We start from the raw sequence: 22189 nt of genomic DNA, 5'->3' as shown, positions 1-22189 counted from the left end.
AAGTTTTCTGATATAAACCATATTTTCAGATTTTTAACGAAAAATTTCTGCTATACTTTGGAAAAGAAAAGTATCAAACTAAATTTTCACATCGAAATCATGTTATTTAAAAAACTCAAACGCTGAAAAGAAATTGTTTTTTTTGGAATTCTCAGAACTTTAACATCTGTAATGAAAGTTTAACATTATTCTAAGAATAAGTTTTAGTAGTTTTATGTCATAATTTATTCATCATGAAGAAAAGCTTCCTAGCTATTATTTTTTTAATCACATTTCTGTTTTGTAGCGTTGACGTTTCTGCACAGAAATTCAGTGATATTGATAAAAGTCCTCATGATATTAGTTATTTTAAATCGAAAAGAAATGCACCTCCTGTAATTAAAGTGGTTTATGGAAGACCACAAAAGAAGGGAAGATCTATTTTTGGAAACTTAGTTCCTTACAGCAAAGTATGGCGAACTGGTGCAAATGAAGCGACTGAGGTTACATTTTTTCAAGATGTAAAACTTGGCGAAACAGATATCAAGGCTGGAACGTACACTTTATTTACGATTCCTGGAAAAAAATCTTGGACAATTATTTTAAATTCAGACACGGACGTTTGGGGTTCTTATTATTATGATAAAGATAAGGATGTTGCCCGATTAGACGTTCCTGTACAAAATATTGACACTGTTGAATATTTTTCAATAGCGTTTAAAAAAGAAACTGATGGTACCAACATGATATTAGCATGGGACAATATTAGCGTTGCTGTACCGTTTAGTTTTTAATTATTCTTTATTTATTGTTATTATTGGTTATTTGAAGAACTCAGAAGTCAAAAGACTTCTGAGTTTTTTTCTTTATGGTTTTTTTGGTAATTGCATTGCTTGACGGTTTGGTATTTATTAGAGTGGAAATGACTTCTCGATACAAATTTGTTTTACAAATTCACTCGAAGTGATGTTTGGGAATTATAAATTGTGAATGCTGAATTATAAATGTTGAATTTTAAATAAAAAAGTATTTTAAGAACCAACGCGAAGCGACCAAAAAGCGAAGCGACCAAAATGCGAAGCGACCAAAAAGCGAAGCGACCAAAAAGCGAAGCGACCAAAAAGCGAAGCGACCAAAAAGCGAAGCGACCAAAATATTCAATCCTTCGCAAGAACAGACCAAAAAAATCTAATTTACTTTTTTACCCGCCAAATAGGTTTGTGCAACGTTTGTTGTAAGAATTTCTTTTTCAGGAACTTCCATAATATTTTTGTCTAAGACTACAAAATCCGCAAATTTCCCGATTTCAATACTTCCTTTTTCGTTTTCTTCAAAGTTGCTGTATGCTGCCCAAATTGTCATTCCTTTGAGTGTTTCTTCACGAGATAAGGCATTTTCTATTTGAAAACCACCATTAGGATATTGATCTGAGTCTTTTCTGGCAACAGCCGCATAAAAGGTTTTAAACGTACTTACATCTTCTACTGGAAAGTCAGTTCCGAGCGCAACTTGCCCTGAGATTTCAAGCAGTTTTTTATAGGCATATGCATCTTTTAAACGCTTTTCGCCCAAACGATCGCCTGCCCAATACATATCACTTGTTGCATGTGTAGGTTGCACTGACGGAATGATGTTTTTGTTTTCAAATTGCACAAAGTCTGCTTCATCTATTACTTGTGCATGTTCTACTTTCCAACGACGATCTGTCTGATCTTTTAGCACGTTAGCATAGGTTTTTAAGACTTGATAGTTTGCCGAATCGCCAATAGCATGCGTGTTCATTTGATAGTCCGTTTTTGCAATGCGTGCCGCAAGTTTTGACAATTCTTCAGGACTGATGACCATTGCGCCAAAGTGATTTTCTTTGTCTGTATACGAATCTTTTAATACAGCTCCACGTGAACCCAACGCGCCATCTCCGTATACTTTGAACGAACGCACATTTAGATGATCTGTTTTGTACGGTTCTTTGTTGATATAGTGTGCTACATTGGCTGGCGTATTGCTAATCATGGCATACACGCGCATGTGCAACGCATCTGCTTTTTGCAAACTGTCTATTAAATTGATAACACTTTTGTCTAATCCTGCGTCGTTTATTGTCGTTAAACCAAATGCAAAACATGCTTTTTCTGCATCTTGCAAGGCTTGAATTTGTTGTGTACGTGATGGTTTTGGAATCACTTCATCAATTAAATCCATTGGATTGTCTACTAAAATCCCTGTTAGTTTTCCATTTATTAGTTGAATTTCGCCACCAGCTATTTTTGTTTCTGGCGTAATTCCTGCCAAATCCAACGCTTTCTGATTTGCCAAATATGCATGTCCATCTACACGCATTAATGCTACTGGCGTGTCTGGAAATAGTTCATCTAAACGATCTTTTGTTGGAAATTCTTTGTTTTCCCAATCGTTTTGGTCCCAACCTCTTCCTACGATAAACGGAGCATTTTTTTCTTTTTGAAATGCCACTACTTTTGAAATGACTTCTTCAAAACTAGTTGTGCCAACCAAATCGACACTTTGCATGTTCATTCCTAAGCCGTAAAAGTGACAATGCGCGTCTATAAGACCTGGAAGAATGGTTTTTCCACCAACATTTATCTTTTTTGGAGCTTCATAATTGTCTAAAATGTCACTTTCGCTTCCTACAGCCACAAATTTTCCATCTTTTACTGCAAAGGCTTCTGCTTTAGAAAAATCTGAATCTACAGTATAGATAGTTGCATTGAAAATTATGGTATCCACTTGTTCTTTCTCCGAACAGGAAAAGAATAGCAATGTGAGTAAGAGTAATGCGGTTAGTTTTTGCATTTGGTAAATTATTTTAGGTTAGGTTTGATGTTGTTTAACTGTATCTCGACTGCGCTCGATATGACAATCGAATAAGACAACTCCTAAAGAGTTATTATTGTTTTTAACTTAAAGCTTTAAAAATACAACTTTTTGATGTGTTGATGAATTGGTTTTAGGTTTTGAAATAAAAATTCACAAAAAAAGCGCTCCATGTGAATTGAGCGCTTTTGTACGTTTATTATATTTTATCTTTTAGAAATCGAATTTATACGTTGCTCCTGCTAAGACTTGAAATTGCTGTACAGGGAAGTTTATCCAACGTTGGTAATCTTGATTTGCAATGTTGTTTGCTTTTACAAATGCAGTTAGTCTGTGATTGAAACGATATCCAAAATGTGCATTTACATCTATGAAACTATCCAACGTTACTTCTTGCACTACAGGAAAAAATGTTCCTGGTCCAAATGTAACTAAGTCTTTGCGTTCTCCAATGTAAAATATGTTAGCGCCTGCAAACCAGTGTTCTGTAATTTGATAATCCGCAAAGATGGATGCTTCCAAATCGGGTAAGTTCCACGCTTCTGTTTGTTTATCTGTATTGTAATTGAAATATTCTGCTTTTGCTCCAAATTTAAAGTTGCTAGTAATGTCAACATTTATTTCTCCAAATACCGAAATTGTATTTACATCGTCATATACAACATTGAATGAGTTTCCGTAGGTATAACCATTGTCGGAAGTTGCCGATGGATTGAATTCATTAACTTGAAATAATGCTTTTCCACTTTCAGACATGTACGAAGCTCTTGCGTTGTAACTCACATTTGCGTTTAGTTTTCCTTTGATTCCTAAGTAACCATTGTATTGCTGATCGGTTGGTGCAATTGCCAAAGTTGGCGATACAAAGTTATTTTCTTGTACAAAATCATAATACGAGTTTTGTTGTAAATCGCCTTTAATTCCCGCGTAAGCGATAACATTATCACCACTTAGTTTATATTGAGCTGTAATTCTTGGATAGATAAAGATGTCGTTTTTACTATTTTCAAGGTCTAAACCAACATAGATTCCCGCTCCAAAGTTTACCGTTAAATCATCCCTTAGAATGACTAAACTTGGCGAGATTCCAGCTTTTAGTGTACTGTAATCGATTCCGCCTGTTTCTTGAAAATTATTTTTGAATGTTCCGCCAACGTAATCAATATCTACGGTAGTTTTGATTAATTCGCCAGCAATTGCTACTTCGAATTCTGGTTGTAAAATTAATCTGTTTTCGCCAGAGCTAAACGCATCAAACATTCTTCTGTATAATACTTTTCCACCATTGAAAAACGAATCTTCCATGTTTACATCTGCGCCAACATAGATATTATGATACGTTTGTTGTTCGCTAATGGTTCCGATTTGGTCAGGTGTTAAAAAACCTTCTGGCAAACCGTACCAATTGTAAATTTGATGTTGATAGCCTAGTTTTCCTTTCCAGGAAAAATCACGACCTCGATTTATGTATGCTAAATCTAGTTTTGTATCGAAAAATTTGTCGTCTAATTGCACATTGTCAATTCCGCCTTGCGAAGAATGATGATTCAAAGAAATGTCAAATGTTTCGTTTCTACTGATCGCTCTACTTGTATAGAAATCAAGTGCGGCCGTATTGTAATTTCCTAAACCAAGCGATACATATGTATTGTATAGTTTTTCTCTTTTAGCTTTCTTCAACCCTTCTGCTTTTCCTTTTGCAGGTGTAAAAGTAGATGCTACTGGAAACGAGAAGATGGAGTATTTTATCTCTTTCTTTTTGTTCGTTTCTTTATCATTCAACGAAGGTGTTTGCTTTATTTTAAACGCATCTGAAATGGTTGGTGTATACGAACGTACCACATTTACCACTTCCGTTCCGATGTTTTTATCTTTGTCTTTGTCCTTCTTTTTATCATCGTCCTGAGCATTCGCCAAATTAGCGATAAAAAATATCACTAGAATAAAACTTGATCTTACTATTTGGTTTCGCATAAATTGCTTGCTTTGTATGTTTGTGTTTGATTTCAAAATGTCGTCTTTCAGATTAGTTTCCATCGTTATCTTCGGCTGGCGTTACAGATGAATTCCGTTTTGCTTCTGCCGTTTTTATTTTGGCTAATTCCTTTTGAGCTTCGCTAACTTCTTCCGTGAAATCCGTAAAGTTTTTAATAACACTTTCTAAAATGTACGTTGCTTGGAAAGCATCTTCTAGTGCGTAAAAGTTTTTCGCCATTAGGATGAGTCCTTTTGCACCAAATCGTTTGTAGCTTGAATAGTCTTTTACCAGTTTTTGAACTGCCGTGTTAGAACCGTCAAAGTCCTTTTCTTTGTTTTTGAAATATGCATCGTAGTACAACGCTTCAGCTGCTAATTTTCCTTTGGCAATTTTTTGCACTTCTTGGTAGGCAAGTTTTGCTTTGTCTTCATCGTTCGTAGCAATTGCCGAACGCGCAATGATAACGTGTGCATCACTTTTGATACGATCGTCCACTTTTTCGTTTGCCAACACTTTTTCTGCATAATTAACCGCTTGCGCATAACTGCTGAGCGCGTAGTTTGCTTTCATTAAGTTTGACTGTGCAAATGTGATGTTTTGAGGAAAATCGGCACTTTCTTCCAATCGTTTTAATACTGGAATTGCTTTTGTATACGTATTGGTTTCTAAGAAAACTTGTGCCAAACGCGCCAACGCTTGTTCTGTATATTCGTTACGTTCTGTTTGTAAAACATATTGATAATACGGAATTGTTTTTTGCGTTTCGCCTTTACTAAAGTACGATTGTGCTAAGTAGAAATTAGCTTTTGTCGCATGCAATCCGTTTGGAAATTGTTGTGTGTATTTTTCAAATCCTTCAATGGCTTTGTTGGTATTGTTTTGGATGAATTGTTTCTCCGCAGCTTCATACGTCGCATTGTCCAATTCGGCATCGGTAACATCTACAAAATCGAGGTTTTTTACCCAATTTGCATAGACTTCTACTTGCCCCAATTCAATGTAAATTAATTTTGCTGTTGCCACTGCCTGAACTGCTTCTTCCGTGTTTGGAAACTTTGCAACTACGGCTCTAAATTTTGTCAACGCTACTTGGTTTTTTCCACTATTGAAATTGATTAAACCTTGCTTTAGCAATGCTTTTGGCACATATGAACTTTTTGGATAGTCTTTAACTAGTTTTTCATACGTGTTTAAACCATTTTCAGTTTTTTCTTCGTTGATGTACGTATTTCCTAATTCGTAGAACGCATCATCACGTAAGGACGATGTTTTATATTTTTTTGTGAACGTATCCAATTCACTAATTTTCGTATTCGTTTTTCCTGTAAAACCATAACTAATCGCTTTTTGGAAATACGCATAATCTTCATCAACACCTTTCATGGCAATGGCTTTGTCATACGCTTTGATGGCATCAGCATAGTTACTCGTTACAAAATGACTGTCTCCTAAACGTAAATAACTGTCATTTACACGACCTGTATCATCTGCATTATTCGTGATAAATTTTTCAAAATTAGTAATTGCATTGGCATAATCTTTTTGCTTGAAGTATGTGTATGCCAAGTTGTAATCAATGGTTTGCGCTTCTTCTGTATCTGTAATGTTAGCATTGGCAAAAGATTGAAAACCTGTTAATGCTATATCATAATTATCTAATAAGTAGTTTGTTTCCGCATTCCAAAACGTTGCTCTTGCTGTATATTCTGCGGAAGCATTTTCCTTGAGCGATTTTTCAAAATAGGTCAATGCATCTTGGTAGTTTCCATCATTAAACAATTCTATTGCTCTGTAAAATGCTACTTTTTGATAGGTTTCTTTGTCGCTATATTTTTTACTTGCTTCTAGTAAATTTAGTGCAGCTTCATAATCTTTTGATGTGATGTATGAACTGACTAAGAGTTCTTCTAATTCCGCTTGATGTTCCGTTTCAGGATATTTTTTTAAGTACGATGTCAATACCGAAGGAACACTTTCGTATGGATTCCCAATTTCATAACTCAGTCGTGCATAGTTTAATCCTGCATCTTCCTGAATTTTTAGATCAAAATCCATTTGTGAGGCATTACGGAATGCGTTTAATGCTTGTTGTTTTTTGTCTGTGTTTAGGTAACATTCTCCTAAATGATAGTAGGCATTTTGTGCTACTGAGTTGCTTCCACTTACAATTTTGTTGAATTGTTTGATAGCATTTTCATAGTCTTTTTGCTTGTAATATGCATAGCCTAATTGGTAGAAATCTGTATTGTTCCATCTTCCTTTTTTACCTTTGTAAGCTTTTAAATATGGAATGGCTTCTTCATATTTTTCAAGATTGAAATAACTTTCTCCAATGATTTTATTGAGTTCCGAAATTTCTTTTCTGTCAGCATTTGGCAATTCTTTTTTGGATAAATCGATCGCTTTTTGAAAGTTTCCAAGTTTAAAATTCATGTCTGCTTTGAAATAAGATAGCTTTTCATTGAATTCGTCTTCTTCCGAAACACCTTCAAAATATTCGTTGGCCTCTTCGTATTTATCTTCTTGATACGCAATGTATCCTGTGTAATATTTTGCTTGTGAACCGTATTTTTGGGAGTCTAATAGTTTTTGGAAATACGTTTTTGCCTGATCGTATTTTTTAGACGTGAAATACGCGTATCCTTTTTTGAAATTATAATCTTCACGCTGCGAATTTGTAAGTCCTTTTTCGCCAGATTTATCATACCATTTTAGCGCACGTGCATATTTGCCATTTTCAAAATAGTAGTCTGCCACGTCAATATATGCGGAGTTTCGCTTGGTACTTGTTGGATAGCGTTTTACAAAATCTTCCATCATATTATCCGCGCCAAGCTGATTTAAACGAACGGCACAGTTGGCGATGTAATATGCACAGTTGGCTTCCGTTTCAAAATCATCAGTTTCGCCTTTGACACGATCAAAAAGTGCCTGTGAAGCCTGATATTGTTTGCTGTTGTACAAATGTAATGCTTCGTTGTAATCCTTTAAATCGTGTGTATACACTTTGGTTTTTTGAGCGTATGAGAATTGTACACATACGAACACGAAACATAGAATAAGTTGAAGATTTTTTTTGCTCATGAATCTTATTGTTTTATGAGTTTTGCAATGAATTGCGATTGTATTTCTATTCCTTACAAACTTAACGCAAATATATCTGTTACGCCAACTTTGTAGAATAGCTTTTTGTTAAGAAAAACACAATTGTTTAATGAGATAACGTGTGTTTTTTAGGATAAGTATGTTTGATGCTAGATTATTAGATTGTTGGACTGTAGGATTGCTGGAGTATAGTTAGTTTCTATAATTATAAATTTTAAGTGTTGAATGTTGAATTGTTTAAAAACAGCGTATAGAAAAAAATAGATTTTGAAGCAATCAAGTTAACGAATCAACAGATAGATAAATTAATACCAAAAGCATTATAAATTTTAAATGTTGAATGTTGAATGTTGAATTATTTAAAAACAACGTATAGAAAAAAGAAAATAGATTTTGAAGCAATCAAGTTAATGAATCAACAGGTAGATAAATTGATACCAAAAGCATTATAAATGTTGAATTTTTAATTTAAAACGTCATTACGAACGACAGTGAAGTAGTCTGTTTATTATTAAAAAGATTGCTTCGTCAAAATTCCTGGCAATGACGAATATTGAAGTCAACAAACACCCAAACAACCCAAGACCTAAAACCTGAAAACCGATTTCAAAACCGATTTCTGCATTTAATTTTTCAGTATTGGACTTTAATTGTTTACTTTGTGTATTCTATAAAATCATTCACAATACATGGAGCAAATTCTCAACCTTAGAGGCGTTTCTATTTTTCAAAGAGAAAATCTTATTCTTTCAGATATCAACCTTACGATTCATAAAGGAGATTTTGTATACCTGATCGGGAAAACAGGTTCGGGAAAAAGTAGTTTTATTAAAACATTGTATGGCGATTTGCCTTTGACAGAAGGCGAAGGAAGTATTGTTGATTTTAATTTGAAAAGCTTGAAAGAGAAAGAAATTCCTTTTTTACGAAGAAAACTTGGGATTGTTTTTCAAGATTTTCAATTGTTGAATGATCGAACGGTTGCCGCCAATTTGCAATTTGTACTGAAAGCTACAGGCTGGAAAGATAAAGACAAAATGGACGCCAAAATTGACGAAGTGCTAGATAAAGTTGGCATGAAGACGAAAAACTTTAAATATCCGCATCAACTTTCGGGTGGCGAACAACAACGTATTGCCATTGCACGTGCACTTTTGAATGATCCTGAATTGATTATTGCTGATGAACCTACTGGAAATTTAGATCCGCAAACCAGTATGGAAGTGATGCAGGTTTTGCAAGAAATCAACAAAAACGGACGTACTATTTTGATGGCAACACACGATTATGCGATGATTTTGAAATATCCTTCTAAAACTTTAAAATGCGACGGAGGCAAAGTCTTCGAAGTAGTGCAAAAAAATGTATAATACACTTAAAAACTTCGTAAAGAAGCTACTTCCGAATCGTTTTATTTTTAATAATGAACCTTTTTTTAGGTTTTTTCATGGTCTTTTTTACATTGGGAATTCACATCAATGTACGGTTTGTCAAAAAAAACTTCGATCGTTTATCAAACTTGAAAGAAATGATTTGTTGTGTCCTTTTTGCGGAAGTTTAGCCAGAAATCGTCGCCTTTGGAAATTGTTGCATTCTAGCTATGATTTACAAGGAAATGTATTGCATTTTTCGCCTTCAAGAAATATATATCGGAAATTAAAAAAGCGAGCTGATTTGTCATACATCACTTCAGATTACGAAGATGAATTTATTGCTGATTTTCAGTTTGATATTACAGATATTGACCAAAAAGACGCAACTTTTGATCGTATTATTTGTTTTCATGTATTGGAACATATTTCGGAAGATATTCAGGCAATGCAAGAATTGTACAGAGTTACAAAACCCAATGGAATTGTTTTTATTCAAACACCTTTTAAAGATGGTGCTATTTATGAAAATCCAGCAATTACAAGTCCTGAAGATCGCTTAACACATTTTGGTCAGGAAGATCATGTACGCGTATATTCTCCGGAAGGACTAAAAGATCGGTTAACAAGCGTAGGATTTACCGTAAAAACGCTTACTTTTGAATCTGTAGAACACGATGTGTACTACGGATACATTTCCCCTGAAACTATTTTAATTGCGACCAAATAATGCTATCAGTATTAATTCCAACGTATAATTATGACATTTACCCTTTGGTAAAGCAAATACACGCGCAATTATCTGAAACGGACTATGTTTTTGAGATTTTGTGTTTGGATGATCATTCTGAAAATACAGCTACTATACAACAAAACGAAGCTATTAATGTATTGCCAAATGCGACGTACACGGTTTTACCTGAAAATATCGGTCGTAGCCGAATTCGGAATTTGTTGGCACAGAAAGCAACTTACACATGGTTGTTGTTTTTGGATGCAGATGTGTTGCCAGTTTCAGACGATTTTATTACAAAATATGTTGCTAGCATTTCAGATGAAAAAGAAGTGATTTATGGCGGTATTTTGTATCAGCAAGAAAAACCTAAACAAGAAAATGTATTGCGTTGGATTTATGGAAAGGAACGAGAAGCACTGAGCGTGAAGCAACGACAAGAAGCTTCGTATTTACGTTTTTTAACCTTGAGTTTTTTGATTCGGAAAGATGTTTTTGAAAAGGTAACGTTTAATGAAGATATTCCGAATGCGCGACATGAAGATACGTTATTTGCCAACGATTTGAAACACCTGAAAGTGCATATGACACATATTCACAATCCTGTGTATCACTTGGGTTTAGACACAAGTGAAGGTTTTATTCACAAGTCGATGGAATCGGTAGAAGTGTTGATTTTGTTCCTTAAAAATGGTTTGATTGCTCCAAACGATATTTTGATTACCAAAGTATATACACGCGTTAAAAAGTTTGGATTGCATCATATTTTATCGCTCATGTATTCGTGGTTTGGAAATTATTTCAAAAAAAACCTAGTATCGAGCAATCCGTCGATGTTTATTTTTGACTTATATCGATTAACGTATCTTTGTTACTTAGATAAACGCCAATAATGCCATTATTTTCTGTAATTATTCCACTTTACAACAAAGCAATGTACATTCAAGAAACGATTGAAAGTGTATTGCAACAGCGTTTTACGGATTTTGAAATTATTGTGGTAAATGATGCAAGTACGGATGAAAGTGTACAGCTGGTAAAGAATATTTCTGATCCGAGAATTTCCATTATTGAAAATCCTCAAAATCTTGGTTTGTCTGCCACACGAAATGTTGGAATTTCACACGCAAGCGGAACTGTGATTGCATTGCTTGATGCTGATGATATTTGGCTTCCCAACTATTTAAAAACAATAAAACATTTGTACGAAACGTTTCCTGAAGCTTCTTTGTATGGAACTGATTATAGCGAAATTTATACTTCAAATGAAGCGATAGCGCCTAAAAAAAATATTTCTTCCGCTTTGAAAGGAACTGCTTTTGTGGTTCCAGATTTTTTTGAAGCCAATATGTTTCAACCTATTTTTAATCCGAGTTGTTTGGCATTTAAAAAGTCTATTTGTAGCGATGGCAACTTTTTTAATCCGAAAATTACGTTTTCAGAAGATATTGATTTTTACATTAAATATGGTTCTAAACATAAAGTGGCGTACCATTATGAAGCATTGGTTTCCATGCGTTTTGCCGTTCCGAATCAGATGACGCGAAGTAGCATTAGTCAAAAAACACTTCCCGATTTGGATCGTTATGAAGATTTGGCAACCGAGAATCATTCTTTAAAGAAGTTCTTGGACTTGTACCGTTATATTTATGCGTCTTTATATTATATAGAAAATGCGATTCCACAGAAGAATAAAATGTTGAAACATATTGTGTACAGCAATTTGACTTGGAAACAGCGTTTGTTATTAAAAAGTCCTCGTTTTGTAATTCTTTTTGTAAAGAAGATTAAAGAATTATTGTTGAAGTTGAATGTGAAAGTCACTTCGTTTTAGGTTGTTTTTGTTGCATCTCGACTGCGCACGATGTGACAGATTTTGAACACTCAATACTCACTACTATAGTTTACACTATTTCGAAAGTTTTATGTTTTCTTTTGTGATGACGAAATCTTGATAATCGCGAATGTAGTCCGCTTCATCAAATTCATCGGAAGCTAATACCAAACAAACGGCACCTGAAGAAAAGTTTTCCAATTCGCGCCAAATTCCGTGTGGAATGAGACAACCTTGATTGGGTTTGTTTAATAGTATGCGTCTTTTTTGCGTTCCATCTTTAAAAATTACTTCAAAACTTCCACTCAAAGCAATCAGCACTTCATGTTGCTCTACATGTGCATGTCCGCCTCTTTTTGCGCCACTAGGAATATCATATAAATAGTATACACGCTTGCATGTAAAAGGAATTGTTTCACCTTCAATTACAGAGATATTTCCTCTAAAATCTTCAATTTTAGGTATTGTTATCAGTTGTATATCAGCTACAGTTGTAGACATATTTTAGGTTTTTAAGAGGCGCATCCATTGCTGGAGTACGTTTTTTTCAGTAAATTTTTTTATGGAAGATACTGTATTTTGTTTACAATTCATATACAATTCAAAATTTTCGACCAACAGTATCATTGCATCTTTTAACTTCACAAAGTTTTGATTCTCAACGAGCAAACCATTGCTTTTGTGTTGAATAATCTCACTTGGTCCTGAGTTACAATCAAATGAAATTACAGGCGTTTGTTGTTTCAATGCTTCTATTAAAACCATCGGAAAGCCTTCTACCCTACTTGACAATACTAAGAATCTTGCATTTTTGAGATATTCGGCTACATTGTCTACAAATCCCATCAGTTTTACGTGCGTTATCAATTCTAATTCTTCAACAAGTTGTTGCAAAGATGCTTTATCTTCTCCATCTCCCAAAATTAATAGTTGTATATTTTTTTCTACCAAGTTGGAATCGTTGTACGTTGTTATCAAACGATCAAATTGCTTGATGTCATTTTGCAATCGTCCCACAGCGACAATATAGTTTTCTGGAAATGTTGTGTTTGATTGCTTCGTTTCTTCTGTATCAACATTGTAATTAGGAATGTAGTGTGTATTTGTAAACCCGTAATCCGCTTTTAATTTTTCTTCAATTCCCTTAGAAACTGCCACAACAGCTTTTGATTGATTGTAGATTTTTTGAAAAAATACGCCTTTTGGAATGTGCCAAGATGTATTGAAACTATGAATCATCATGACCATTTTTTTAGGTTGAAATACAAATTGATGTAGCAACCATTCCATAAAAACCCTGCTTCGAATTCTGAAATCTATATATACGTCTGCATTGCAATCTGTGTACGCTTTTTTAAAGGCAAAAAACTTTCGAATTTGTTTGATGATCTTTACAGAAGATTCACGCTGTCCTAAATTATATAATTTTCCTTCGTATGGATACGAAATTTCATCTTTTAAACAGATCAAAGAAACGTCAAAATGTTCCTTGTGGAGTGACTTTGAAAAGCTTGCTGCCTGCTTTTCTGAACCACCTATACTTAAACTATCGACAATTATACATATTTTCTTTTGAGAATTTTGCTGCATAAAGTTTTCCTGCTATCTTTCACGCAAATATACTGTTATTATGCGAATATTATTGGTTGGAGAATACAGTAGATTTCACAATTCATTGAAAGAAGGTCTACTGAAACTGCATCATGACGTAACGTTAGTTGGTCGTGCTGACAGTTTTAAAAATTTTCCAGTTGATATTTCACTTGATGTTACTTTTTTTAATAAAAAAATTCCCAATCTTTTTCGCCAGTTTGTGTATCGCATTACGAAAAAAGATATTGCTTTTTTGGAAGTCATGTATCGTTTTTGCAAACATCGAAAAGCACTTCAAAATTACGACGCCGTTCAGTTAATTAATGAGTTTCCTTTTGCAACAACGCCTTATGTGGAACAAAAGCTACTGAATTATGTTTTTAAGCATAATAAAAACGTTTTTTTGTCTTCCTGTGGCGATGATTTTCATTATTTGAATTACATTTTAAAAGCAGATCTTCCGTACCATATTTTAACACCTTATGTTCAAGATAAAACGGTAAAGAAACAGTTTATGTATTCATTGCAATATTTATCGAAACCACATGAAAAGTTGCATCATTTTGTTATTAATCATATCAAAGGAATTATTCCTGCAAATTTTGATTATGACATGGCGTACCACAAACATCCAAAAGCGTTGCCACTGGTTCCTTTTCCTATAAATGTAGACACGTTGCCTTTTAAACCACTTTCTTATGGTGGAAAAGTGATTATTTTTCACGGAGTAAATACGGTTAATTTTTTAAAGAAAGGAAACGATGTTATTGAAAAAGCATTAGCAATCGTTGCAGATAAGTATCCTGAAAAAGCGGTTGTTAAAACAGCGTACAGTTTGCCATATGATGAATATATTAAAACTTATGACGAAGCGCATATAATTATGGATCAAGTATATGGTTACGATCAAGGATATAATGCATTGGAAGCGATGGCGAAAGGAAAAGTTGTGTTTTCTGGTGCCGAAACAGCGTTTCAAGACTGTTACCAATTGGATAAAAAAGTAGTGATTAATGCGACGCCTAATGTGGATGATTTGGTTAAAAAGCTGAGTTTTCTAATTGAAAATCCTGCGGAAATGATTCAAATTGGGAAAAATGCACGTGAATTTGTGGAAAATTATCATGCGTATGAAGATATTGCCAAACAATATGTAGCGCGGTGGAAAGTGGATTGAGAGGTTTCAGTTCTCAGTGTTCAGTGTTCAGTGTTCAGTGTTCAGTGTTCAGTGTTCAGTGTTCAGTGTTCAAAACTAAAATAATTCCACTAGATTTTGAATTCAAACGTACACTTTGAAACTTATAAATTCCTTTTTTGTTCTTAAAGTTGTTTATTTGAAACTCATTCGTAAATAATACTTCTCGATACTAAATTCTTCCAGAATTTCACTCGAAGTGACGCTTGGTTTTTGTTGTTTGTTATTAGAAAATACTTTAACATTTAAAATTTAGCATTCAACATTTATAATTTCAAAATTCGTTATTCGTTATTCGTTATTCGTTATTCGTTATTCGAAAATACTTTTACATTTAAAATTTAGCATTCAACATTTATAATTTCAAAATTCGTTATTCGAAACTAAAAAATTCTATCACAAACTAAATTCTCACTACTCAATACTCAATACTAAATACTCAATACTAAAATCTACTTCTGCTGCAATCTACGAATGCCTTCAAACACAACTATACTGACTGCATTTGCTAAGTTTAAACTTCTAATATGTTCACTAAACATGGGAATTGTATATAAATCATCAGGATATTTCGCTGTGATTTTTTCTGGCAAACCGACAGATTCTTTCCCAAAAACTAAATATAAATCATCTTCATACGGAATTTCATCATAGGTTTTTGTTCCATGACTGGAAAGATACACCATTTTCTTGTCTGCATTTTTCGCATAAAATTCGTCTATGTTTTCATATATATGAACCGACAAATGTTGCCAATAATCCAATCCTGCACGTTTGAGTCGTGCATCCGTAATTTCAAATCCGAAAGGTTTTACCAAATGTAAGTTACTGCCTGAAGCCAAGCTGAGTCTACCTATATTGCCTGTATTTGTTGGAATTTCAGGTTCTATAAGTACAATATTGTATGCCATTTATTTAAAATCTATGTAGTCAATTTCTATTTTAAAATCGCCTGCTCTTTTTTCATTTGTCACAAATCCTAAGCGAAGTATATTTTTTAGTTCTTTTTTGGTTGGTGTTCCTGGTCGTTTGCGTCCTACGCTATATCGTATGAATTCTGAAAATAGTATTTCTTCGGTTACCCATTTCCAATCGGTATTGACCAAATCACGCTTATAATAAGGTAAAAACCAGCGTTTGTCCATTTCTAAGGTCATTGCCATGGTGTATCCTTTTGAACGATATTTGACAATAATTTTTGTGTATTTGGAAAGATTCATATTGGTAAATGGTCCTTTATACGATGAAAAACCTCCATTATTTCGCAATGAAACCGTTCCTTTGAAAGCTACACAATCATCTAGCATAAATGTTTCTCCTTCGGAAAGTCCTCCCATGACACCATCATTTATGATTTCCCAACGTTCTCCATCTTTGTCTTCTCCGAAATCAATTTTTTCAACTTGAGCAACATTAATTTGTGAATAGATACACAAAAATAGTAGTACAGTTTTTTTCATTCCTTTTTTGTTTAAAGATACAAAGATTTTACATTTTTCAAGTTCGATTTAAGCATGGAAGCTTTCTCAATTTAAAAGTGTTAAAATTTTGTTTAAAAACGATATATATTATTTTTCCTAATTTTTAACATAATTTTATAATTATTTAGCGTTTTACATGATTTTCGGTATATTTTATACAATTTCCACATCAAAATCCGACCAAATAACCACTATTTTGCACTTTATGCAATGAAATTTCACAATTCATAAAAATGCTAGTGTTAATTTTTTAACATTTAAGACTCTAATTTAACACTTTTTAACATAATTTTGAACTTAAAAAGTTAAGTATTGTTAAAACACTTGACTTTTTTTCTCCTGACCCTATATTGGAAGTGTGATTAAAACAAATCGCAATATTACTTACTGAGATTGAGTCTATCGATAGAAACAAAAGCTTTTATCAATCTTTGTAATTAAAAATATAAAATCAATTATTAATTAAAAATATTATATATACATGAATTATTTAAATATGAGTGATGAGGAATTAGTACCTGTGGTGGTTGAGTTAAATACGTTGTTAGCAGACTATCATGTGTATTACCAAAAGTTAAGAAGTTTTCATTGGAACATTTTGGGTAAAAGTTTCTTTGATCTACACAACAAATTTGAAGAATTATACGGAAACGCACAGAAAAAAATTGATGAAATTGCTGAGCGTATTCTAACCCTAAAATACCATCCAATTAGTAAAATGACAGATTATTTAGAGATTTCTAAAATTAAAGAATCTAGTCCATTATTAACTGATGAAGAAATGGTAAATATAATTTTAGATGACCATAAAATTTTATTATCACAGATGAAAATTGTAATTAATCATGCAACAGATGCTGGAGATGAAGGTACAATTGACTTGTTAGGAGCCTATGTACGTGAGCTAGAAAAATCGAGTTGGATGCTTAACGCATGGTCAAAGAAAACTACAGCACAGTTAAACAATTCAATGGTAAAAGCCTAATTGTTAATTGTATCGCGACATTACATTAAATGTCTCATAGTTTTCCACAGCTGTTAAAATATCATCGCAGCATAAAAGAAGTATGATATAAATTTAAAATATTACATAAAAATGAAAAATTATGTCAAATTATTAGTACCTGCATTATTATTATCAACCACTGTATCTTTTGCACAGAACGACACTTTAGAAGATGAAGTCGTACGTGAAAATACAGCCGAATATCAAGTTATCGAGATTGAAACAGAAGATGACATGAGAATTTTAAAAGAAACAAAAGCAACATATCCTGTAATTTTTGATGCAGATGATCAATATAAATTGAATCAAGACAGAGTTTTAGTAGATCCAATCTTAGAAACAACATACAAACTAGATGTAGATAATGACAGAGATTTTGAAAGAGAAATTACCATTAATTACACAAGACCAAGAAATTTTGATTATGACTTTATGTTAACCGAAAATGGATTAACAGTAGCGTATAATCGTAACGGAATGATGATGAAGGAAATTCACATGATTGACGAAAACAACACGAAGAGAAAAGTAAATATGTTATCTACAAAAGGAAAATACAACATCATTATGAATAATGGCGAAGTATACGAAATTGAAGTAAAAGACATGAAATAATATATAATCTGATTTTATATAGATGCTAGCCCAAGCATGAAACCATTTCGAGCAATCGGAATGGTTTTTTTTATGTAATAGTACTAATTATTTTTGCAGGAACGCCCGCGATAACTACATTGTCAGGAAAACTTTTTGTAACTACAGCTCCACTTCCTACCACAACATTTTTACCCAATGTAACACCTTTTAGAATGGTCACATTGTTTCCTATAAATACATTTTCGTCGATAAAAACTTCTTCAGGATTTGGATCTGTTTCATTGCGTTTATCAATCTCTAAATTGTGAAAATAACTATCACTTATATGACAATTGTAACCGATGACAGTGTTTTTTGCAATGGTAATTTTCTTTTCTGCCGTAATGACACATGAATTGTTGATTGCTACATTTTTCTCAAAAATAATCTCTGCTTGCTTTCCACGCGCTTCAATATAGCCGTAACCACTGAATAAATAGGGAGATTTGTAAATTCCGAAACTTGTATTTTCTCCAAAAAGAATGATGCCTTCGCCTTCTAATAACAACGGTTGTACTCGTTTTGGCTTTCCGCGTTTGGTAGCAATCGTACTTAAAAGAATGTATTTTACAACTTTGATTCGTAATATGATGTATTTCAAGAATTGCTTCATAGTTTCAAAAATACACTTTTTCAGTTAGCTATAGTTTTTCTGTTTCAATTTTACTGAATAATGACTTTCTAAAGATGGTTATTAACAATATCAATGCGATAAAACTGCGTGCACAATGTGCCATGACAACACCTTCAATTCCAACCTGATTGGTAAAATAAATACTGAGCGAATAGAACAAAATCAATGAACTTATTTCCACAAAAAGATAATAACCCAACATTTTTTTAGCAAATAATTGATACGCGATTACTAATGAAATTACTTTGAAAAAATCGCCTAAGAGTTGCCAAAAGAATAGACTTTCCGCAGGCAGAAATTCTTCATTATATATAAATTCAATAACCCAAATTCGCGCAACATAAATGATGATTAATCCGATAGTGAATACAGGAAGAATAGTTTTATAAAAGTTGAACACAATCGTTCTAAATCCTGCAATTGTCTTATTTTCAGAAAGTTTTGGCAACACATACAAGGTTAACAAAGAAGTTACAAAGATGAGATATTGATTGGATATTCGTTGCATTGCTTCCCAATAACCTGCTTCCGCTTCGCCAATGGTTTCAATCACGTGGTTTCGAACAAAAACATATATCATCGGAAATATAAATGCCGAAACTGCCGCCATTAAGGTGTACGATAAATATTTTTTCGCATAATCTTTTGAAAATGTACTTGTATTGAATGTTGTTGGCAATAAAATACATTCTCTATACAATAAAATGAGACTGAAAATGAGCAAGAATGAAGGTACAATACTCAATGAAATTAATGCACCGTCTAACGCATGTTTCCAAACCAAATAGACCGTACACAAAAGGTTTGCAATGTATCCAATAATATTTAATGTGATGATTTTTTTATACTTTTCAAATCCATTAATAATTCCTAAACACAATACATTTAAGGTATACAGAGGCAATACAAATGCTAGAATTTTGAAGATATAACTGAATTCTTTTCCTTTAAAAATCAACTCGTTCCAATAGTCCGCACCAAAAAATAACAGTGTTGACACAAGTACTGTTGCCGCAAAAATGATTCCTAAAGCCGTTGATAATACTTTTTGAAGTTCCGATTGATTGTGTTTGTGTTCGGCGGTATATTTTATAATTCCTGCGCTAATGCCTAACGTAGCCAACGCGTATATAGTTTTGAGAAAATCGCGCAAATTTCCGACAGAAGCCATTCCTTTGGTGCCTACAAATTCCGCTAATGCTTTCGAAGTTAACACACCAACCAACACATTGATCAAAATTGCAATACTATTAAAAGACGTAACTTTTAATAATAAATTGTTTGCAATATGCTTTTTTAACTTGTTCAAGAGAATTGATTTAGGACGGCAATAATTTGATCAATTTCAGAGGTTTTCAGTATGGGATTGATTGGTAAGCTCAAACATTCTGCATGAATTTTCTCGGTAATCGGAAAACTCAGCTGATTCCACTCTTTATACGCTTCTTGCTTATGTGGCGGTATTTCGTAATGAATCAACGTTCCTATTTGATGTTCGGTCAAATACGCTTGCAATTTCGCTCTGTTTTCCGTTCTAACCACAAATTGATGAAACACATGCGATTCGTCATTTGTATACTTTGGCAAGCGTAGTAACGGATTCTTAATTTCACTCAAATAACGTTTTGCTATTGTACGTCGAATCTCGTTGTCTGCATCTAAATGTGGTAATTTTACATTTAAAAATGCTGCTTGAATTTCATCCAACCGATTGTTGACACCTTTGTACTGATTTACATATTTTGAAGCGCTTCCGTAATTGCGTAATTTGGTAATAATTTCCGCTAATTGTTCGTCATTTGTAGTAACTGCACCAGCTTCTCCTAACGCGCCCAAATTTTTAGTTGGATAGAAACTAAAACCTGCGGCATCACTTAAATTTCCTGCTTTTTTATCCTGATTATTTTTTGCGCCATGTGCTTGTGCAGCATCTTCCATGACCAAAATATTATGCTTTTTTGCGATGTTATGAATTGTGTCCATTTCCACCAATTGTCCATACAAATGCACGACTAAAATTGCTTTGGTTTTGAGTGTTATTGCCGCTTCAATTTTTATTGGATCAATATTGAAAGTTTCCAAATCGGGTTCAACTAACACAGGTTTCAAACCAGCTTTTGTAATTCCTAAAATGCTGGCAATGTATGTATTTGCAGGCACAATCACTTCGTCGCCTTCGTGTAATTTCCCTAAGATTTTATACGCTTCTAAGATTAAAATTAACGCATCCAAACCATTACTCACACCAACACAATAGTCTGTTCCACAGTAGTTTGCATATGATTTTTCAAATGCTTTTACATTATTTCCCAATACGTAATATCCTGAATCTAAGAATTTCTTAAATTCTTGTTGAAATTCAGTTTCAAATCGTGCATTGAGTGTATGTAAATCGAGAAATTTTATCATGCAATCGGAATTTTATAAATGTCTTGTGTAACACATACACAGCCGAGTTCTTCTTTTTGCTTCAACAAACCGGCATTGTAACCAAGTTCGTTATCTGCATCAACCGTTCCCATGCTAAAATAGTGTATTTCTTCTTCTTGAAACTTTTCTATCAGATATATAAATAAATATTCCAACGCACGTAACGATTCGCCTTTTGCAGTGGTAGCGCCATATTGTGATTTTACTACGTTTTTATGTTTAAAAATCGTGATTCCGGCTAAAATTTCATTATCCAATTTCACGTTGTATTGGATAATATTTGCTGGAAATTGTGCTTGCAATTTGGTAATTTCGGCTAACGAATGTACAGGAGTTGCCTTGTATTTTTCTTGAAGTTTTGGTTGTAAAACATCATTCCAAAATTCGGTACAGTCTGACGTTTCTTCAATTTCAAAACCTACACGTTGATTCTTTTCATAATGTTTTCGTTTCGTTTTATGAATGTGTAATGGTTTTGTATAATCGATTACTAATACCAAATTTCTATCAATTAAACTTCCTTGTTTAGAAGCAAAATAATTGAGTTCGGCTGCTTTTTTTTCATAATAGAATTCAGGAATCGCTTTCAAAATTACTGTTGTGAAATTTTCCGCTTTCGCGTAATTGATCACGGTTTGCAACAACTGATTCACTTCGTGTGCGCCACTTTTTTTAGAGAGAATTAAACCGCCAAACGTTAAACCTTGATGCGAATACAGTACGTTTTCACGAATGTTTGCAGGAAACAACGCAATTGGCTTATCTTTCTTAAAAAGCACCAATGAATAATCTTCAAATCGATCTTGATGGTATTCCATAAAGTCTCGATAGAACAAAAATGAACTATTTTTTGCAGTGGAAACAAAATTGTCCCAAAGCGTTTTGTGTTCCGTTGTATATTTGGCTATTGTGTAAATTGAGGTTTGGTTTAGAAAAAGTGAATTTACTAATTTTAACGGGAGTTTGGTAGTTGTAGTGTGAAAAAGTATGCTTTAAGGGTATTTTGAGTGAATTTTGCATTTCGACTGCGCTCAATGTGACAGGTTTTGGGTCTTTGGTCTTTGGGTCTCGGTTTTTGGTTCTTGGGTCTTGGGTCTTTAGTCTATGCTCTATATTCTTTGTTCTTTGTTTAGTTGTGGAGTTGTTGAGTTGTTGAGTTGTTGAAATGAAGTACTAAATTTAACACTCAACATTTAGCATTTAATATTGATTTCTCGTCACGAATACACAAAGATTTGTTTTTGGGTCTTGGCTTTTGGCTTTTGGGTCTTGGTCTTGGGTCTTTGTTCTATGCTCTATATTCTTTGTTCTTTGTTTAGTTGTTTAGTTGTGGAGTTGTTGAAATGAAGTACTTGTACTTCCCTAAATAGAGTTGACCGT

General features: G+C 33.5%; 19 protein-coding genes. 8 read left to right on the top strand and 11 right to left on the bottom strand.

Features of this window, described 5'->3' with window-relative positions:
- Window positions 1-233: 233 nt before the first annotated feature.
- Window positions 234-773: a DUF2911 domain-containing protein gene (locus AA089_RS18060; protein ID WP_046758394.1), complete on the top strand. Its 540-nt coding sequence runs from the start codon at window positions 234-236 to the stop codon at window positions 771-773.
- A gap of 394 nt (window positions 774-1167) precedes the next feature.
- Here AA089_RS18060 and AA089_RS18055 read toward each other — a convergent pair whose 3' ends face one another.
- From AA089_RS18055 to AA089_RS18045, 3 genes are all read right to left on the bottom strand, one after another.
- On the bottom strand, window positions 1168-2793 hold the full coding sequence (locus tag AA089_RS18055) for an amidohydrolase (RefSeq protein WP_046758393.1): 1626 nt from the start codon (window positions 2791-2793) through the stop codon (window positions 1168-1170).
- Between the two features lie 234 nt (window positions 2794-3027).
- Window positions 3028-4788: a TonB-dependent receptor gene (locus AA089_RS18050; protein WP_046758422.1), complete on the bottom strand. Its 1761-nt coding sequence runs from the start codon at window positions 4786-4788 to the stop codon at window positions 3028-3030.
- A gap of 52 nt (window positions 4789-4840) precedes the next feature.
- Complete coding sequence (locus tag AA089_RS18045) at window positions 4841-7876, bottom strand: tetratricopeptide repeat protein (RefSeq protein WP_046758392.1); 3036 nt, start codon at window positions 7874-7876, stop codon at window positions 4841-4843.
- Between the two features lie 710 nt (window positions 7877-8586).
- Here AA089_RS18045 and AA089_RS18040 point away from each other — a divergent pair.
- Genes AA089_RS18040 through AA089_RS18025 form a run of 4 tightly spaced genes read left to right on the top strand, consistent with a single transcriptional unit; the run spans window position 8587 to window position 11834 of the window.
- A complete protein-coding gene (locus AA089_RS18040; RefSeq protein ID WP_046758391.1) occupies window positions 8587-9267 on the top strand; it encodes a cell division ATP-binding protein FtsE in 681 nt (226 codons plus the stop codon).
- Complete coding sequence (locus tag AA089_RS18035; RefSeq protein WP_053002557.1) at window positions 9260-9997, top strand: class I SAM-dependent methyltransferase; 738 nt, start codon at window positions 9260-9262, stop codon at window positions 9995-9997. The genes AA089_RS18040 and AA089_RS18035 overlap by 8 nt, the downstream gene beginning before the upstream one ends.
- Entirely contained in the window at window positions 9997-10893 is an 897-nt protein-coding gene (locus AA089_RS18030) for a glycosyltransferase family 2 protein (protein WP_046758390.1), read from the top strand. The genes AA089_RS18035 and AA089_RS18030 overlap by 1 nt, the downstream gene beginning before the upstream one ends.
- Window positions 10893-11834, top strand: coding sequence for a glycosyltransferase family 2 protein (locus AA089_RS18025; protein ID WP_046758389.1), 942 nt, complete (start codon window positions 10893-10895; stop codon window positions 11832-11834). The genes AA089_RS18030 and AA089_RS18025 overlap by 1 nt, the downstream gene beginning before the upstream one ends.
- Window positions 11835-11909: 75 nt before the next feature.
- On the opposite strand, the gene AA089_RS18020 is transcribed toward AA089_RS18025, so the two are convergent.
- Together AA089_RS18020 and AA089_RS18015 are read right to left on the bottom strand one after the other, a co-directional pair.
- A complete protein-coding gene (locus AA089_RS18020) occupies window positions 11910-12335 on the bottom strand; it encodes a sugar 3,4-ketoisomerase (RefSeq protein WP_046758388.1) in 426 nt (141 codons plus the stop codon).
- Window positions 12336-12338: 3 nt separating this feature from the next.
- Window positions 12339-13424, bottom strand: a complete 1086-nt coding sequence (locus tag AA089_RS18015) for a glycosyltransferase family 4 protein (protein ID WP_046758387.1) — start codon at window positions 13422-13424, stop codon at window positions 12339-12341.
- 40 nt (window positions 13425-13464) lie between these two features.
- Between AA089_RS18015 and AA089_RS18010 the strand changes: the two genes are divergently transcribed.
- Window positions 13465-14604, top strand: coding sequence for a glycosyltransferase (locus AA089_RS18010; RefSeq protein WP_046758386.1), 1140 nt, complete (start codon window positions 13465-13467; stop codon window positions 14602-14604).
- Window positions 14605-15074: 470 nt separating this feature from the next.
- Here AA089_RS18010 and AA089_RS18005 read toward each other — a convergent pair whose 3' ends face one another.
- Window positions 15075-15533 (bottom strand): tRNA (cytidine(34)-2'-O)-methyltransferase, encoded by a 459-nt coding sequence (locus tag AA089_RS18005; RefSeq protein WP_046758385.1) that lies wholly within the window; start codon window positions 15531-15533, stop codon window positions 15075-15077.
- Entirely contained in the window at window positions 15534-16082 is a 549-nt protein-coding gene (locus tag AA089_RS23875; protein ID WP_053002555.1) for a CIA30 family protein, read from the bottom strand. It abuts the gene before it with no gap.
- A gap of 502 nt (window positions 16083-16584) precedes the next feature.
- Here AA089_RS23875 and AA089_RS17995 point away from each other — a divergent pair.
- Entirely contained in the window at window positions 16585-17088 is a 504-nt protein-coding gene (locus AA089_RS17995; RefSeq protein ID WP_046758384.1) for a Dps family protein, read from the top strand.
- Window positions 17089-17199: 111 nt separating this feature from the next.
- A complete protein-coding gene (locus AA089_RS17990) occupies window positions 17200-17724 on the top strand; it encodes a hypothetical protein (protein ID WP_046758383.1) in 525 nt (174 codons plus the stop codon).
- 70 nt (window positions 17725-17794) lie between these two features.
- On the opposite strand, the gene AA089_RS25685 is transcribed toward AA089_RS17990, so the two are convergent.
- The 4 genes from AA089_RS25685 to AA089_RS17970 are packed head-to-tail and all read right to left on the bottom strand — an operon-like array spanning window position 17795 to window position 21627.
- Window positions 17795-18358 (bottom strand): acyltransferase, encoded by a 564-nt coding sequence (locus AA089_RS25685; RefSeq protein WP_046758382.1) that lies wholly within the window; start codon window positions 18356-18358, stop codon window positions 17795-17797.
- A 28-nt stretch (window positions 18359-18386) separates the two neighbouring features.
- Window positions 18387-19688 (bottom strand): O-antigen translocase, encoded by a 1302-nt coding sequence (locus AA089_RS17980; RefSeq protein WP_046758381.1) that lies wholly within the window; start codon window positions 19686-19688, stop codon window positions 18387-18389.
- The gene (locus tag AA089_RS17975; protein ID WP_046758380.1) at window positions 19685-20788 is read right to left on the bottom strand and encodes a DegT/DnrJ/EryC1/StrS family aminotransferase; all 1104 of its coding nucleotides are present in this window, start codon (window positions 20786-20788) and stop codon (window positions 19685-19687) included. The genes AA089_RS17980 and AA089_RS17975 overlap by 4 nt, the downstream gene beginning before the upstream one ends.
- On the bottom strand, window positions 20785-21627 hold the full coding sequence (locus AA089_RS17970; RefSeq protein ID WP_156169100.1) for a GNAT family N-acetyltransferase: 843 nt from the start codon (window positions 21625-21627) through the stop codon (window positions 20785-20787). The genes AA089_RS17975 and AA089_RS17970 overlap by 4 nt, the downstream gene beginning before the upstream one ends.
- Between the last annotated feature and the right edge of the window lie 562 nt (window positions 21628-22189).

This window comes from Kordia jejudonensis, assembly GCF_001005315.1.
GTDB lineage: Bacteria > Bacteroidota > Bacteroidia > Flavobacteriales > Flavobacteriaceae > Kordia > Kordia jejudonensis.
Note: the sequence above shows the minus strand (reverse complement) of the source record. Positions and strands in the feature narration are given on the sequence as shown.

Coding starts and splice junctions, on each gene's coding strand:
- AA089_RS18060 (WP_046758394.1), top strand. CDS start 234: ATGAAGAAAAGCTTCCTAGCTATTATTTTTTTAATCACATTTCTGTTT.
- AA089_RS18055 (WP_046758393.1), bottom strand. CDS start 2,793: ATGCAAAAACTAACCGCATTACTCTTACTCACATTGCTATTCTTTTCC.
- AA089_RS18050 (WP_046758422.1), bottom strand. CDS start 4,788: ATGCGAAACCAAATAGTAAGATCAAGTTTTATTCTAGTGATATTTTTT.
- AA089_RS18045 (WP_046758392.1), bottom strand. CDS start 7,876: ATGAGCAAAAAAAATCTTCAACTTATTCTATGTTTCGTGTTCGTATGT.
- AA089_RS18040 (WP_046758391.1), top strand. CDS start 8,587: ATGGAGCAAATTCTCAACCTTAGAGGCGTTTCTATTTTTCAAAGAGAA.
- AA089_RS18035 (WP_053002557.1), top strand. CDS start 9,260: ATGTATAATACACTTAAAAACTTCGTAAAGAAGCTACTTCCGAATCGT.
- AA089_RS18030 (WP_046758390.1), top strand. CDS start 9,997: ATGCTATCAGTATTAATTCCAACGTATAATTATGACATTTACCCTTTG.
- AA089_RS18025 (WP_046758389.1), top strand. CDS start 10,893: ATGCCATTATTTTCTGTAATTATTCCACTTTACAACAAAGCAATGTAC.
- AA089_RS18020 (WP_046758388.1), bottom strand. CDS start 12,335: ATGTCTACAACTGTAGCTGATATACAACTGATAACAATACCTAAAATT.
- AA089_RS18015 (WP_046758387.1), bottom strand. CDS start 13,424: ATGCAGCAAAATTCTCAAAAGAAAATATGTATAATTGTCGATAGTTTA.
- AA089_RS18010 (WP_046758386.1), top strand. CDS start 13,465: ATGCGAATATTATTGGTTGGAGAATACAGTAGATTTCACAATTCATTG.
- AA089_RS18005 (WP_046758385.1), bottom strand. CDS start 15,533: ATGGCATACAATATTGTACTTATAGAACCTGAAATTCCAACAAATACA.
- AA089_RS23875 (WP_053002555.1), bottom strand. CDS start 16,082: ATGAAAAAAACTGTACTACTATTTTTGTGTATCTATTCACAAATTAAT.
- AA089_RS17995 (WP_046758384.1), top strand. CDS start 16,585: ATGAATTATTTAAATATGAGTGATGAGGAATTAGTACCTGTGGTGGTT.
- AA089_RS17990 (WP_046758383.1), top strand. CDS start 17,200: ATGAAAAATTATGTCAAATTATTAGTACCTGCATTATTATTATCAACC.
- AA089_RS25685 (WP_046758382.1), bottom strand. CDS start 18,358: ATGAAGCAATTCTTGAAATACATCATATTACGAATCAAAGTTGTAAAA.
- AA089_RS17975 (WP_046758380.1), bottom strand. CDS start 20,788: ATGATAAAATTTCTCGATTTACATACACTCAATGCACGATTTGAAACT.
- AA089_RS17970 (WP_156169100.1), bottom strand. CDS start 21,627: ATGGAATACCATCAAGATCGATTTGAAGATTATTCATTGGTGCTTTTT.